The sequence below is a fragment of the Dyadobacter sediminis genome (genome assembly GCF_005860765.1).
Taxonomy (GTDB): Bacteria; Bacteroidota; Bacteroidia; order Cytophagales; family Spirosomataceae; genus Dyadobacter; species Dyadobacter sediminis.
Genome location: NZ_VCEI01000011.1, coordinates 128,358 through 144,265, shown reverse-complemented (window position 1 = coordinate 144,265; position 15,908 = coordinate 128,358). Strand labels below are relative to the sequence as shown.

The 15,908-nt window shown below is 47.6% G+C and carries 10 protein-coding genes; 6 read left to right on the top strand and 4 right to left on the bottom strand.

Annotated elements, in window-relative coordinates; all coding sequences use genetic code 11:
* Window positions 1-3 precede the first annotated feature (3 nt).
* The 3 genes from FEM55_RS01560 to FEM55_RS01550 all read right to left on the bottom strand — a co-directional run bounded on the left by FEM55_RS01560 (window position 4) and on the right by FEM55_RS01550 (window position 2,949).
* Window positions 4-1,059: an efflux RND transporter periplasmic adaptor subunit gene (locus FEM55_RS01560; RefSeq protein WP_138279565.1), complete on the bottom strand. Its 1,056-nt coding sequence runs from the start codon at window positions 1,057-1,059 to the stop codon at window positions 4-6.
* A gap of 17 nt (window positions 1,060-1,076) precedes the next feature.
* The gene (locus FEM55_RS01555; protein WP_138279564.1) at window positions 1,077-2,405 is read right to left on the bottom strand and encodes a TolC family protein; all 1,329 of its coding nucleotides are present in this window, start codon (window positions 2,403-2,405) and stop codon (window positions 1,077-1,079) included.
* 73 nt (window positions 2,406-2,478) lie between these two features.
* Window positions 2,479-2,949 (bottom strand): MarR family winged helix-turn-helix transcriptional regulator, encoded by a 471-nt coding sequence (locus FEM55_RS01550; protein ID WP_229209046.1) that lies wholly within the window; start codon window positions 2,947-2,949, stop codon window positions 2,479-2,481.
* Between the two features lie 237 nt (window positions 2,950-3,186).
* On the opposite strand from FEM55_RS01550, the gene FEM55_RS01545 reads away from it, so the two are divergent.
* The 6 genes from FEM55_RS01545 to FEM55_RS24820 all read left to right on the top strand — a co-directional run bounded on the left by FEM55_RS01545 (window position 3,187) and on the right by FEM55_RS24820 (window position 12,748).
* The gene (locus FEM55_RS01545) at window positions 3,187-4,026 is read left to right on the top strand and encodes an alpha/beta fold hydrolase (protein ID WP_138279563.1); all 840 of its coding nucleotides are present in this window, start codon (window positions 3,187-3,189) and stop codon (window positions 4,024-4,026) included.
* Window positions 4,027-4,425: 399 nt separating this feature from the next.
* Entirely contained in the window at window positions 4,426-6,726 is a 2,301-nt protein-coding gene (locus tag FEM55_RS01540; protein WP_138279562.1) for a glycoside hydrolase family 20 zincin-like fold domain-containing protein, read from the top strand.
* Window positions 6,727-6,983: 257 nt separating this feature from the next.
* On the top strand, window positions 6,984-10,199 hold the full coding sequence (locus FEM55_RS01535; RefSeq protein ID WP_138279561.1) for a SusC/RagA family TonB-linked outer membrane protein: 3,216 nt from the start codon (window positions 6,984-6,986) through the stop codon (window positions 10,197-10,199).
* A gap of 38 nt (window positions 10,200-10,237) precedes the next feature.
* Window positions 10,238-11,713, top strand: a complete 1,476-nt coding sequence (locus FEM55_RS01530) for a RagB/SusD family nutrient uptake outer membrane protein (RefSeq protein WP_138279560.1) — start codon at window positions 10,238-10,240, stop codon at window positions 11,711-11,713.
* A 184-nt stretch (window positions 11,714-11,897) separates the two neighbouring features.
* Complete coding sequence (locus FEM55_RS01525; RefSeq protein ID WP_229209045.1) at window positions 11,898-12,206, top strand: TIGR03643 family protein; 309 nt, start codon at window positions 11,898-11,900, stop codon at window positions 12,204-12,206.
* 242 nt (window positions 12,207-12,448) lie between these two features.
* On the top strand, window positions 12,449-12,748 hold the full coding sequence (locus FEM55_RS24820; protein ID WP_171036433.1) for a hypothetical protein: 300 nt from the start codon (window positions 12,449-12,451) through the stop codon (window positions 12,746-12,748).
* Window positions 12,749-13,283: 535 nt separating this feature from the next.
* On the opposite strand, the gene FEM55_RS01515 is transcribed toward FEM55_RS24820, so the two are convergent.
* Window positions 13,284-15,734, bottom strand: a complete 2,451-nt coding sequence (locus FEM55_RS01515; RefSeq protein ID WP_138279558.1) for an ABC transporter permease — start codon at window positions 15,732-15,734, stop codon at window positions 13,284-13,286.
* Between the last annotated feature and the right edge of the window lie 174 nt (window positions 15,735-15,908).

Genomic DNA, 15,908 nt, shown 5'->3' with positions numbered 1-15,908 from the left:
GATTTATTTTGTGATTTGTACGGTCTTCCCGTTTGTCAAGTTCAGCTGGCCGGTAGTTACTACCTGATCACCGGCTGAAAGGCCTTCTAATACTTCAACCGTATCTCCCATATCGCGGCCTACTTTGATTTTCCGCTGATTGGCTACATTCCCTTCCAAAACATATACATAAGGATTTTTGATACTTTCAACCAGCGCCGAGCGCGGGATCTGTAACACTTTCTGGTTGGAAGTCCGTGAAAAATCCACATTCACAAACGTTCCGGCTTTAAGCCCGGCATTGTTGGCAAGCGTAATTTCGACCGGATAGTTGTGCTCGTCAGTGCCTTGCGGCGAAATAAACGAAATACGTCCGCTAAACTTTTTACCCGGAAAAACATCCGCAGAAAGGTTAATTGTTTGTCCGACTTTCAGACTGTAAACATCGCTTTCGTTCACCAGTACATTTACTTTCAAACGGTTCACATCCAGCACTGTTCCAAGAACCGTTCCGGGCGACACGTACTCGCCGGGCTCAATATTCTTGGCAACAATCTGTCCGCTGATCGGCGCTTTTACATTCGCATCCTGAATCTGCTTCCTGATCTGGTCTGCCTGGTTTACTGCATTCTCGTAATTGTATTTTGTTTCGTTCACCTGGATTTCGGTCGTCGCATTGCCGGCCAATAGGGTGTTATAACGTTTCACATCCTTGTCCAGTTTGTCAATGCTCAGTTTGGTAGCTTCCAGGGAAAGCTCTTTCAAACGATTGTCAAGCTGCACGAGCACGGCACCTTCTTTTACAAAAGAACCAAGTTCATAATTCACTTTGACAACCTGACCGCCTGTGGTTGCGGTAATACTTGCCTGTTTGAACGGGATCAGATTTCCAGTTTTAACAAGCTGCTGGGTAACGGTACCTTCTTCAACCCTGGCAACGGTTACCGGAATGGCAACGTTGGTATTGGTCGGGACCTGTTTTTTTTCATCTATCTTCTTTTTATTAGAAGACAGCCGGAAGCCGATTAGCGCAGTAATCGCCAAAATAGCTACAACGACGAAAATGGTTGACTTTTTCATGATGTTCGTTCGAATACTCAGAGTTGATTGTAAAATGATAATAATGTGCCCTGTGACTGTTCAAGATCGAGGCGGGCCTGATAAAAATCGATCAGTGAATTGATATAGTTGGACTGCGCCTGACGGTAAGAATTATCCGCATTGATCAGGTCGCTCAGTGCTTTTACACCTTGTTTATACTGCAGCGTGGTAATATTGTAGACTTCCTGTGCCTGCTGAACGGTACGCTGGTCATTCTGAACCGTAGTCTGCGCACGCTGCAGCTGCGACTGGGAGTTGTTGAACTGGAGCTGATAAGCTGAAGCATTTAGCCGCTGCTGTTCCTCCTGCGTCATGACAGTCAGTTTTTGCTGGTTGATCTGCGCATCGCGCTGCAATCCGTCAAAAATGGGTACCCTCAAAGAAAGCCCTACACTTCCGAACCCGTTGAAGTTTCTGAATGCGGCACCGAAATCATTGGCAAAAGCCAGCGTACCGTAACTGGCCGATGCGCTCAGCGTAGGCTGATAACCGGCACGAATGCGCTCGAGCTGCAGGCGCTGCAATGCAATATTGGTTTCTCCCTGCTGGTAGCCGGCCAGATTATTCACATCAAACTGCATATTCCCAGCTGCCGGAACCTGGTCCTGAGGCAGAGAATCCGGCAGCATGATCTGCTGGTCCTGGGCTAGTCCCATCTGATATTTAAGACGGTTCAGCGCAAGGTTGAGATCGTTTTCCGCAACCGAAAGCTGCGAACGAGTGTTGTTGTAAGTAACTTCCGTGTTCGTATAATCTACCGGCTGGATCACGCCATTGTCACGCTGCAGTTTCAGGACATCGAGTACCTGCTGTGTACGTTCCAGGTTGTCGCGCAGAAGCCCGATCTGCTGTTTGGCAACAAATACCTGGTAATAGTTGCTGGTGATATTATAAATGACGTCTTCCTTGGTCTGACGGCTGTTCAGTTCGGCGAGCTGCTGATTAGGTTTGTTGGCCTTTATACCAAGAAGCAGTGCTTTGTCATAAATAACCTGTGTGGCCGTGGCGCTTACGTTGGTCTGGTATTTCTGACCAAATGCGATGCGCGTTGGTTCCGGACCGAAAATCCCGGCAGGGATCACCGAAGTCTGCAGTTTGATATTGTCCGTAAAATTTCCTGTTCCGCTGACCTGTGGCAAATACAGTCCTAACGCCTGACGTGCCTGCTGATCGGCTGTTTGCTTCTGATAATCCGCAAGCCGCACTGTTCCGTAATGTTCCAGGCCGTAATCAATGCATTGTTTCAATGACAAGCTTGACTGAGCTTTTCCCGACACTGTTCCCAACAGGAACAAGGAAGACAGTAAAACAAAAACTCTTTTCATAATGGTAAGAATCAAAGAAAAAATAATACTGTTGACAGCTCTATGGTAGAGGTATCAACGATATGCATAAATGTTAACTTTTTAGTATAACTGTTACTTTATTAAGCAATCGTGTCAAGGTTTCCACTTCTCCGGGTTCCAGCTGATCGGTTACCAGCTTATCCATGTTACGGGCGGTTTCGGAAACTTGCTCAATTATTTTCTTACCTGCGGGGGTCATTTCAATCAGGTTTTTCCGGCGATCCGTAACATCCGATGTTACCCGCAGGTATCCGTCACGCACCAGCGTCTGAATAGAGCGCTGAATGCCTGCCTTGTCTTTCTGCATCGCATTGGCAATATCCTGCTGCGAATAAAGCTCATCAGCTGCATGCACGATAAACAGTACCGGAAGCTGCTCCATCAGCAAGGAAAAGCCGGTTTTTGCCAGCTCACGGTTTCCCTTTTTAGCAAATAAATGCGCAATCCGATTGATATTGAACATCACCAGAGCACCCATTTGCTGCTCAATCTTCTCCTCAAATTGTTTTTCTCTGTCCGTCATTGCATTTGAATTATATGCAAATATATAATAGGTTGAGTTATCAACCAAATAGTTGCAAAATAAATTTTTCAGGAATAAAGGAGCCTGAGGCAGCAATCATTAACACCTAAACGGCATTCACGTTCCATTAGCGGCCTTGACAAATTTGCCGGATATTCAACATACTTTCAAAAAGACGCGTATACGGTTTCATACAGATTTAAGTCATCACCAATAACGTCGTCCTGACGAACCGAGATGAAATCAATCCTTTGCTTTGTGCTGTCGGGCTTGCTTTTTACATCCTGCAAAAAGGCAGAAAAACCTGTGAAGTACGGTTCCAACAACGGAAAGTATTTAACCATACACGGCACAAGAATCTATTACGAGGAATACGGACAGGGCGTTCCGTTGCTCCTTCTTCACCCCGGACTGGGCTCTATCGAAAATCTGGCTGGCATCATACCCGAACTATCCCGGCATTTCCGGGTAATTACTCCCGACGCACCCGGCCACGGCCGTTCCGAACATGCCGATAGCCTGAGCGGAGAACTGCTGGCCGATTACTGCTCTCAGCTTATCGACCAGTTGAAACTTGACAGTGCCTATGCAATGGGTTGGAGCATGGGCGGAAACACGTCGTTGCTCCTGGCAGCAAACAGGCCGGATAAAATCAAAAAAGTGGTAAGTGGCGCTTCCAATTCCAGATCAAGCGGACTAACCCGGGAAGCACGTGAACTTCTGAAGGAATATACCGTTGAAGCCGTAAAAGATGACCAGGAGTGGCTGGGTAATTATCAGAAGATAAACCCTGAACCGGACAAGTGGATCAAGTTTTGGCAGGAAAACCAGAAAATGTGGGAAAGGGAAATTAAAATACCGGATGAAAAATTGGCCCGGATCCATATTCCCGTACTCATCATACGCGGAGACAGGGACATGATCAAACTGGAACACAGCATTGCACTCTACAAGGCACTCCGGCTTGGACAATTGTGTGTGTATCCCAATACCGGCCATGAAATGCCTGACGAAAAAGGAAAAATACTGTCCGGAATTGCGGTTGATTTCTTTAAGGAAAAAGCGCGCCCGAAATGATGCAGGCATACGTAGCTGAACGCAAATAAGCTTCTATCTGCAAGATTTTTACTTTCGATTTATTACTTATTCATATGAATCACACCTTTATCTCTATATTTATCTGATTTACTTTTATTTTTTCTTCGTTTATTTATTGTTTTCTTATTAATTGCAGTTGCGGTTTTATCATTATGAACGATGATGTATGCTATCGGAAGCAAAGCCGGAAAAGTCAGGCATTATATTTTTTTTATTCCTGCCTGAATTGTTGAAGAATACAGTTCCTAAACCAAATAATTAACCTCTAAAAACGCTGCCTTGTACACCATTACCATTCTTCAAAAAAAATTTGTGATCAACTCACCTTTTCCGGTCACCATTGAAAGAGCAAGTATCCTGAAACGGGTGCCGCAAAGGATGAGATCTGCAAATCGGCTTTTGCTTCTGATTTGCTGTTGCCTGCTTATTCAGTTCAGGAGCAATGCGCAGGTAAAAAGTACTCAGCCAACTTCCACTGCAAAAACGGAATCAAGTACGGGTTTGCTGCCGCTTCCACAGCAAATAGAATTAACCGGAAAAATGGTTGCAATCGATAAAAGCTGGACCCTTGCTTTTGACCCGGCTTCGGTAAAAGGACAGCCGGTAACAAGTTTGCAGCAGGGCCTGAAGGAAGCAGGTCTTGCTCTTAAAATGACTCAAGGCAAAGAGCAGACAGAAAAATACACTATCCGGCTAGTTGTCCGTGAAGGAGCTGTTGCAATCGGAGCCAGTGTGGATACAAACCGGACTGCGCTTGCACGACAGGCTTATCAGCTCAGTATGAAACCTGAACGGATCACCATTACAGCCAATACTTCACAGGGTTTGTATTACGGCATTCAGACATTTTTACAATTGCTCCGGCAGCAAGCTCCCAGAATACAGCTTCCGCAAGGCGAAATTACGGACTGGCCCAACGTGGAAGTCAGGATGATTTACTGGGATGATGCCCATCACCTCGAGAAAATGAGTGCCCTGAAGCGCATTATCAGGCAGGCTTCCACTTACAAGATCAATGCATTTTCCATAAAACTGGAAGGCCACTTTCAATACAAATCCGCACCCGCCATTGTAGAACCCTACGCCCTGACTGCCGCGGAATACCAGGAGCTGGCCGACTTTGCCCAAGCACATTTCGTTGACCTCGTGCCTTTTCTCGACGCTCCGGCTCACGTTTCCTTTATCCTGAAACATCCCGAATACCGGAAGCTGCGGCTGATCGACGACATCAATTACCAGTTCTCGGTTACCAATCCCGCCACATTCAAATTACTGGATGCCATGTTCAGCGAACTGATCCAGGCAAGCAAAGGAAGCAAGTTTATCATTCTTTCCAATGACGAGGCTTACTATACAGGAAAAGCGCCATCTGAAAAAGCAATGGCAGACAGCCTGGGCGGAAACGGAAAACTGCTGGCCTGGTTTATCAAGAAAATGGCTGACAGACTGCATGAACAAGGCCGTACGGTGCTGTTCTGGGGTGAATTTCCATTAAGAAAAGAAGATATCACCGCATTGCCATCGCATCTTGTCAATGGCGTTTACAACAAAGCCATTGCATCGGATTATAAAAATCACGGCATCAGGCAATTTGTTTATACGGCTACGCAGGGCGCAGAACCCCTATTTCCCAATTATTACCCGCTGCATACCAAAACGGCTGTGATGGCCGATGGAAGCGACCGCTCGTCGGGCCGGGTAGCGGACATGATGAAAGAAATCAACACTGCCTTTTCCGAAAACCTGTCCTCTTTCATGGGTGTGGTAATTGCCGGCTGGGCCGATGCAGGGCTGCATCCTGAAACTTTCTGGCTGGGATACGCAACCGGTACGGCTGCGGGCTGGAACAGTAAAAACTTGTCCCCTGCGGATGCCTCTGCCCGGTTTATGAATGCGTTTTACGGGCCAGTACAAAAGGACATGGACAGTGTTTACCGCGTTCTGAGTGTGCAGGCGGAGTTTCATACCGACAGCTGGGACTGGATTGAATCACCGTGGCGGGCACCGATCAAAGGCAATTCCGACAGCTTGTTCGTTCACCCTGAACGAGACCAGACTCTGCCGCTGTTGCCGGTGCCTGAACCGGGTACGCTTGCCATCGATAAAAAAATCCAACCTGTTAATGCACAACGCTTTTCAGTCGCAAAGTCGCTGGTACCGCGCAATGAATACGCACTTCAACTGATCCGGGAAAACAAATCGCGTGCCGGAGCGCAGCTGTATAACCTGGAAGTACTGGAATCCGTAGCTGCGCTGTGCGGACAGAACCTGCGAATGCTGCTTACTTTAAACCGTGTAACCGATATACTTGAGAAAGTTTCATCAGCAGCAGGCACCAATCCGTCTGTAGCAATCAGACAACTGGATGCGGCCATGGATTTGGTGAGCAAACTGAAAGAACAGCGCGACAGTACGCTCCATCTGGTTACGGATATTTGGTATAAGGAATGGCAACCGCTTGTGGAACAAGCCAACGGCCGGAAGTTTCTGCAACAGCTGGACGACATCAAGGATCACCAGCCCGTACGTACAACCGATTTAAGTTATCTGATTTACAGGGAGCTGCACTATCCGCTGGATCAATGGTGGAACGATGTGAAGAAAGTCAGGAACGATTACGCACAGCAGCACCAGTTGCCATTCATGAACAAGCCGTTAAACTGGCAGCAATACAAGTAGCAAGCTGCTGGCCCCTGCCCGTAACCACATTATCCAACTGCTAAGACCTGATGCTTCCAGACAAATTTGTCTGGAAGCATTTTCTTTTTTTAGCGTTACATAGAAAGAAAATTTTACTAAAACCTCCGTTATCTTTCTTTTTAGCTTGACAATATTATTTTTTTCTTATGAAAAGATGTAATATTTAATAAAAACATTATATTTGTTTCGATACCTTTCGATTTGCTCATTTCTAGACCACTAACCTTCCATGAACTATGGGAAAAAAATTGTTTACTGAATGTTTTAATTATTTCCGCAATGCATGCGGAGTGCCGCCGGGAACACTCATGAAAGTGCTGTTCCTGTTTTTTTGTTGTACTGCAGGCTGGGCACAAACTTCCGGCAGGGCTAATCTGGTTACAGTGAGCGGTCAGGTGACTGAAAAAGCAACCGGTCAGCCGCTGGTCGGCGTGTCCATCCGGGTGAAGCAAAGCACGGACGGGGTCGTTTCGGATGCCAGTGGAAATTACAAGATCCAGGTGCCCGCAAACAGCACCCTTCTGTTTACGTATATCGGTTACAGTGATTTGGAAGAGCCGGTTGGAAACCGTTCCACTATTTCACCGCAACTGGAATCCGGCGACAAGGCGCTGAATGAAGTGGTTGTTGTAGGTTACGGAAGCCAGTCCAAGCGGGACCTGACGGGTTCGGTTGCTTCGGTCAGTTCCCGGCAATTGCAGGACCGTGCAGTGGTTTCGTTTGGAGAAGCCCTGGCCGGCCAAATGGCAGGTGTACAAGTGCAGCAGACTTCTGCTGCGCCGGGCGGCGGTATTTCTCTGAAGATCAGGGGTACAGGTTCCATTACTGCAGGCAATCAGCCGCTGTATGTCGTGGATGGCGTGCCGCTTGACAACTCCGTCAGCAATGCATCGGCCCAGGGCGGTGATATCGGCGATCAGTCTCCGGTAAACCCGCTGGCAAGTATCAATCCTGGTGATATCCAGTCCATTGATGTATTGAAAGATGCGTCCGCAACTTCCATTTACGGTTCGCGCGGCTCTAATGGTGTTGTACTCATCACAACCAAGCAAGGCGCTGCCGGAAAGGCGCAGATCAGCCTCAATGCGAGCTACGGTTTTCAGGAGATTGCAAAAAAGGTCGGGATCATGACGAACGCACAATACGCGCAACGGCAGATTGACCAGCGAAATACGGATTGGGTGCGTGCAGGCGGAAACGTGACCGACCCCAACGCGGTAAGAAGCGGTCCGCAGTACAAAATCCCTGACGAATTCAAAAATGCGGCTTCACTCCCGTTCACCGACTGGCAAGACCTGCTTTATCGCCGGGCACCCATGCAAAATTACCAGTTGTCTGCCTCAGGCGGAACGGAGAATGCACGTTATTATCTCTCGGGCAATTATCAGAATCAGGAAGGTATTGTCATTAACTCCGGCTTCAAAAAATATGCATTCCGTCTGAACGTGGATGCAAAAGCTTCTGAAAGGGTGAAAGTCGGCTTCCGTATTGCCCCGTCTTACACCAACAACCGGATCGCAACAACCGGCGGAATTCAGGATTACGGCGCCGTAGCCACAACGGTCATGTCCGTGCCGGGTATCTACCCTGCCCTGAAACCCGACGGCACCTATTCTACATCGTATACGCTGCATTATGACGATGGTACCGAGCAGAATATTATTTACAACAACGCCCTGGCTTTTGGTGAAGGCATCAAAAACACGATGAACCAGTTCAGCACGGTCGGCAGCTTGTTTACAACCATTGATATCTTGAAAAACCTGCAGTTCAAAACTAGTATCAATGGTGATGTCAATACGTTCAACAATAACAAGTTTTCACCGTCATTCATCAGTGTAAACCCTTCGTACGGTCGTTCTTATGCGGCTACTAACATCAGCTGGATCAATGAAAATACGCTGACTTACAACAATACATTCGCCAACCGGCATAATGTGAATGTTCTGGTCGGGTTGACAGAACAGAAATCCTCTTTCAACTCCACGGCTGTCAATGCAAATTCATTCCCGAACGATCTGGTGCCTACACTGAATGCGGGCATCGTAACCGGCGGAAGCTCGCTGCGCTCCCAATGGACGCTGCTTTCACTCCTCAGCCGGGCGACTTACAACTTTGAAGAGAAGTATTTTCTGACTGCTACTTTCCGACGTGATGGTTCGTCCCGCTTCGGTTCGGACAATAAATGGGGCAACTTCCCTTCTGCTTCGGTTGGATGGAGAATCGGCCAGGAAAAATTCATGGCGGATGTAGCGGCCGTAAGCGAGCTGAAGCTGCGTGCCAGTTATGGTCTGATCGGAAACAACCAGATCCCTGACTATGCCTCTGTCGGATTGATCTACGGCAGCAATTACATTCTAGGATCAGGCGATGGCTCCATCGCCAGCGGCCTGGCACAAGGTTCGCTGGGCAATGCAAACCTCGGATGGGAAAAGGCCAAGGAAGTGGATCTGGGACTTGATCTTGGACTTTTCCAGAACCGGATTTACCTGAACTTCGACTATTACAACAAACTGACTTCGGACCTGCTGCTGAATGTTCCTGTGCCGCTTTCAACAGGTTATGAAACTGCATTGCGCAATTTGGGAAGTCTTCGCAACAAAGGCATTGAAATCGCACTGGAAACCAGAAATTTCAAGACGGATAAATTCACCTGGACTACCAACGCCAACATTTCCATCAACCGAAACAAGGTGGAATCACTTGGAGCGGGCGGTACACCGATTATCGTAGCCAACCGTGCGCAGGAAAACTCCCTGACGCACATTACCCAGATCGGCAGCCCGCTCGGAAGCTATTACGGTTATATCTATGATGGGGTTTACAACACACAGGACGAAGTAAATGCCTCGGCACATCTGCCGAATACCTATGCCGGCGATGCCAGATTCAGGGATCTGAACGGCGACGGAACGATCAACGATCTTGACAAGACCATAATCGGCAATAACCTTCCGAAATTCACATACGGAATGACAAACAGCTTCACATACGGAAACTTTGATTTCGGGTTTTCCCTGCAGGGCGTCCAGGACGTGGAAGTAATGAACCTTACCAAACGCAGCGCTTACCGCAACAACGGAACAATCTCTGTCAATTACTGGAGATCGCCGGAAGAGCCGGGCGATGGCAGAACGTTTGGCGCCGGCAGTTCGGCTAACAACCGCACGATTTCATCGTACCTTGTGGACGACGCTTCATTCCTGCGCATCCGGAACGTTACCATCGGCTACCGGTTTGGCAAAATTCTCAACGGCACGATTCTTAAAAATGCGAGAGCCTACGTGAACATTCAGAACCTGCATACTTTCACCAAATACGCCGGCTACAATCCGGAAGTGAATACCACCGAAGGAGATCCCTGGATTTCTTCTGCGCTCACACCCGGTATTGATTATGGTACCTACCCGATGGCAAGAACAATTGTATTTGGCCTTAACCTCGGATTCTGATCCCACTAAACCCAGATCAACCTTTAACATTGATTGACATGATCTCAAAGAATATAAAAATAGCTGTCGCACTCGTTATCCTGGCATTTTCCGGAACGTCCTGTGAAGAATTTCTGGAATCAAAACCCATTTCACAGATTGGCGAAACGGACTTTTTCAAAACCGAATCCGACTTCACCCAGGCGGTGGTAGGCGCTTATGCGGCTTTATCGCAGGTGTATTCGGGCAACGGATACTACCCTTTGCTGGTGGACCTACGCTCCGACAATACCAGCGAACTAGTCGCCGGTGCATCCGGTAACGATGCAAAAAGAAACATCGACGAATTCCGGGAAACAACCGACAACGAGCACCTTACTGCATTCTGGCAAACCAGCTACAACCTGATCGCAAGGACCAACAGCATCCTGGCCCGCATCGAGGATTCCCCCGTATCGGGTAATCTGAAAAAACAGTATACCGGTGAATCGCTGACCATGAGGGCACTCGCCTATTTCAACCTCGTGCGGTTATTCGGCGGCGTTCCCCTGGTGACCGAGCCGGTGACGGATATCGATGCCAGCTACAAAGTAGGCCGCGCTTCGGTTCAGGAAGTGTACGCGCTCATAGAAGCCGACCTTGCAAAGGCACAGGAACTTGTTCCGGCTACGTATGACGACACCAATGTAGGCAGGGCTACAAAAGGCGCAGCGCAAAGCCTGCTCGGTCAGGTTTACCTGACACAGAAAAAATACGCTGAGGCCGCTGCCGAATTTAAGAAGGTGGTTACCTCAGGCACGTACAGCCTGCTCCCTGTTTACGCGGACCTGTACAAAGCCGGACAGCAGGGAAATGCCGAAGCAATCTGGCAGGCTCAATACAAAGGTGCTGCAAACGGCCTTGGCTCCAATCTTCCCAATCATTTTGCGCCTACCGGCTCCGAAGGAGTGACTATTCCGTCAGGAGGTGCTTATGGCTTTAACCAACCGACCGACGATATTGCTGCTGCGTACTCCAAAGGCGATGTACGCCGGAACAATATTGCTGACGGCTATACGCTCGGCGGAGCATTCATTGCTGCCAAATATGTCCGTGGCTATGTAGAGCGTGAAACAGGCGGTGGCTATGCGGATTCGGGCACTGACTGGTACATTATCCGGTACGCCGATATACTGCTGATGTATGCAGAGGCTTTGAATGAAGCCAACAAAGGTCCTGTTGCCGATGCTTATGCAGCAGTCAATCTGGTCCGGAAACGTGCAGGGCTCAGCGATCTGGCCGGTTTGACTTATGAAACGTTCAAGGCAGCCGTTTACAATGAGGAACGACTCGAATCGCCGTTTGAAGGACATCGCTGGTTTGATCTGCTTCGTACGGACCGTGCGATGACGGTTATGAATGCAAAGGTCTCCGGACCCGGCAAAAGTACTGTGGGCATTTCGACGCCCATACAGGCATACCAGCTTCTTTACCCGATCCCCGCACTGGCGGTGATTACCAGCAGCCCTGCAATTGTACAAAATGAGGGGTACTGATATGCCTTCCTGTTCATAAAAGGCATTTTGTTGTAATATTTTAGTATAAGCTCAGGCTGGCGGTAGCAAACACCGCCAGCCATTTTTATTTACTGGTTAAAAAATGTTGGCACAGTAATTTACCATTATAAACAATTCGGCAGATCAAAGTCATTTGCCTGCATTTTATTGAATAATTGCCAATATGAAGATTAACGAAGACATGCCTGAACAAAAAACAACCTTGAAACCCGAGGAAATTGACCGTGTCATTGAAATGGCCTGGGAAGACAGGACGCCTTTTGATGTGATCAAAGCACAATTTGGATTAAGTGAACAGCAGACAATCACCCTGATGCGCGAAAAAATGAAATCCAGCAGTTTCAGGATGTGGCGAAAGCGTGTGCATGGCCGCATAACAAAGCACCTGAAATTATCAGACATGCACGATTTCCGCTTCAAGTCCAATTTGCAAAGACAGATAACCGCCAACAAAATCAGCAAACGCACTTAGGCTAAAATCAAAGGCTATTATCCTATATGAGGAAAAGAAACTAAAAAATTATCAAATTCCGCATTTACTATTTGTCAGTTGCAAACCCAAATGGTGCGAGCGATCAACATTTGATAAAAGAGCCAGAGCAGTCTTCTGTATTCAAGTCGTACCAAGCATTTGCGGTTTGTTTGAAATCCTGCGATAAAGTCAGCAAAACTGGAAGCCGCGTTCATCAGGCCTATTTCTGAAATTCAATTTCAATGGTGAGATCACCTGAAACCGGTTTATTGTATGGCTGGTATTGCAAGAAAAGGGAGTCGCCAGAAAGGCCGGAAATGTACATTAAAGGCGGGTTTGTTATCGGAAGCAAAAAGACGGAACCATGTTGTAAGAATGCCATGTCCGGCGAAATTCGGACGATTGCTGTATCGGACAAGGTTTCTGTAAATGCAATTCTGGCCGTAGCAGCTGACTTTTCATTCGGAACGGCGACTATCGTATCGCGATCCACATGGACGACTTTCACGTATTTTATTACGGGCGGTTCTGCCGGCCTGTAATCTTCACAGGAAAACAGCACCCAGGCGGAAGATGCCACAAACCCTGTTTTCAGAGCTCTGCGGCAAATTTTAAATAAACGGACAGTTTGCAACTCAAGCAAAGTAAAACCGGGTAAAACAGACATAACCTGCACGTTTAAAGTTTGTAACCGCCCATTTCAGAATGCAAATATCAATAAAATTCTGACACGTTCATGAATGTGTTTTATGACCAAAGTACTGATTTTAGTAATGGATGTAAACAATGGATTTTGTTAACAACCGACCATCCATTTAACCAAAACTGCTTTTCCGGTACAAATCCGGATGATCATAAAAAAGAATGGTAAAAAATCCGTAACAGAAAATTTATATAAGTACTCTAAATACAGTTGTTTGAAAAGTGTAACGGTAACCACGGATGTTCCGTTGGCGACACCAAAACCCTGAAATTTTTGTACAAGCTTTGATATTCCTGCACTTACCCAGATCATTACAGGTTCAATAAGGAACGTTTATAGCGGTTCAACCGGATCTTCGGGATCATCAATCAGGTTTACTCCGATTTCAAAGTCTTTGCAGGGTTCGTCAATGCGGCTTTGATGGCCTGTGAACTGACTGTGACAAAGGCCAGCAGGATTGCAACGATGCCGGCCATTGCAAACATCCACCACTCCATATCGATCTTGTAGGCAAAATCATTCAGCCACTGCCGGGTTACATACCAGGCAACCGGTGAGCCAATGACAATGGCAATCAGCACCAGTTTGATAAAATCCTGAGACAGCATGGCAACAATACTTCCTACCGTGGCGCCCAGTACCTTGCGCACACCGATTTCCTTGGTGCGCTGCGCAATGGTGTAGGACGACAAACCAAATATGCCCAGTGAAGCAATCATGACAGCCAGCATCGAAAAGAAGGTAGAAACCTTGCCAAAAACCCGGTCATCTTCATATTGCTCGTTGAACTTCTGATCCATGAAAAAGTAGTTGAAATGATTGCCCGGAAAAAAGGAATCGTATTTCTTTCTGACTTGTTGAATGGTTGCATTAGCCTGAGGCGCATTTATTTTCATGGAAAAGAAACCGCCCATGGAGTAAAACGGAGCAAATAAAATCGGCTCAATGACATGCTTCAGCGATTGCTGGTGAAAGTCACTTACTACACCCACAATTTCCCATTCTCTGCCGTTTACAACATACTTCTGGTTTACAGCCTCGTCTGCATTCCGGAATCCGAGCAGCCTGACAGCAGCCAGATTCAGGATGGTATGCTTCACTTTACTCCCATCGACATTCGAATCCGTAGGCAGAAAGTTGCGGCCTGCCAGTTTTTTTATTTTATAGGTTTCAAAAAAATCAAGGTCAACGGCCATCGTACTGAACGTCACGTCTTGTTTTTCACCGGAACCCACACGTTTGATGTTAAAGCTGCGCCCAAGCCGGTTGCCAAAGATATTGCCGGATGCGCTCGCCAGCTGCACGGACGGAATGCGTTCCAGTTCCGTTTTGAATGCATTGATGCGGTCTATGGCCGTTGAATCCCAGCGCGTAAGCTCTGGCCCGCGCACCACCAGAACCTGATCCATATTGAAGCCGAGCTTTTCTTCTCGCATGAATTTCAGTTGCCGGAACACAATGAACGTCCCGACGATCAGGATAATGGATGCCGTATACTGAAACACCACAAGCGATTGCCGCACCCAAATTCCTTGTGATGATCTTTTAAATGTTCCTTTCAAAACCTGGATCGCCCTGAAACCCGATAATGCAAAGGCTGGATAAAAGCCGGAAAGCAAAATGCCCGCAACGAAAATGGCTCCCAGGATGGCCGGCAGATCATATCCGCCAAATCCCGATCCTGCAAGCAAGGACAAGGACAAAGGTTTGCCGATAAGCTGATTAAGTGTTGGCTGCAGGAGGATTGTCAGCACCACGGCCAGTACCGCAGCAATCAGGTTAAGCACAATGGATTCAGACATAAACTGCCAGATAAGCTGCGAAGAAGTAGCGCCGGCCACTTTCCGCACTCCTACTTCCCGTGCACGTTCAAGCGAACGCGCCGTGGACAGATTGATGTAATTGATCCATGCAATAATGAGAATGAAAGCGGCAATGACAAGCATTGTCCATACGGCCTTGCCATTATTAACCTTGCCGATTTCATATTCAAAATCCGAAAAAAGATGCGCACGGTGCAGCGGCTGCAGGCTGAACTTCTCGACACTTCCCGAAACCTTGTCGCCTTTGAAGTGACGCTGGCTGAAAGCCGGCAGTTTCTCTTCCAGAGCCGCCACATCTGCGCCGGGCCGGAGCTTGACATAATGCCACATATCCGAATTGTCAAAGCTGGTTTTTACCCATTCGCCCCAGGTTTTCGTCAGCGTTTCATAAGACATCAAAGCGCCAAATTCCAGATGCGAAGCTGCCGGAAAATCCTTCATCACGGCCGTAATCTGATACGGCTCGTTATCAGTATCCACTTTTATGGTTTTGCCTAGCAAACCTGCATAATCTGCAGAAGATATCCTGAAAAACTTTTTGGCAATGCTTTCGGAAATGACAATGGACCGGGGCGCTCTGAGCGCCGTTCTTGTGTCGCCGGCAAGCAAAGGAAACGTAAACATGGACAGAAACTGATTATCTGCATAAATTGCCTTTTCCTGTAAAATCCGGTTATCTTTCTGCAGATTGAAAGTGCCCACGTAGCCCAGCGTCGTTACGCTTTCCACTTCACTGAAGTCGCGCAGCATGGCCGGGCCAACTGCCGGATAGGTAATGGTGCCATGCTGTACCCGTTTGCCCTGCTGAAAGCGGTCGTTTGCTATGCGGTAAATGCGTGATCCGTCCTTGTGAAACTGATCAAAACTTAACTCGAAGCTCACATATTGCAGAATTAGCAGACAGGCAGTAATGCCGGTTACCAGGCCGGTCAGATTCACAAGCGAAAAAGTCCTGCTTTTCCACATATTGCGCATGGCTATTTTTAAGTAGTTCCGGATCATATCAGTTTTGTAAAGGTTGGCTTTGTCCCGTCATGTAGGGTTTATGTAAAACGAAGTGCCAGTTTTCAAAACCAGCTTTACACGGCGTAAAGCTGCTTTATTCATATGGACGATGTCCGAAAATGAACAGCAATACTTCCTTGCGGACAATTTATCAGGCGCATCGCCGTCCGG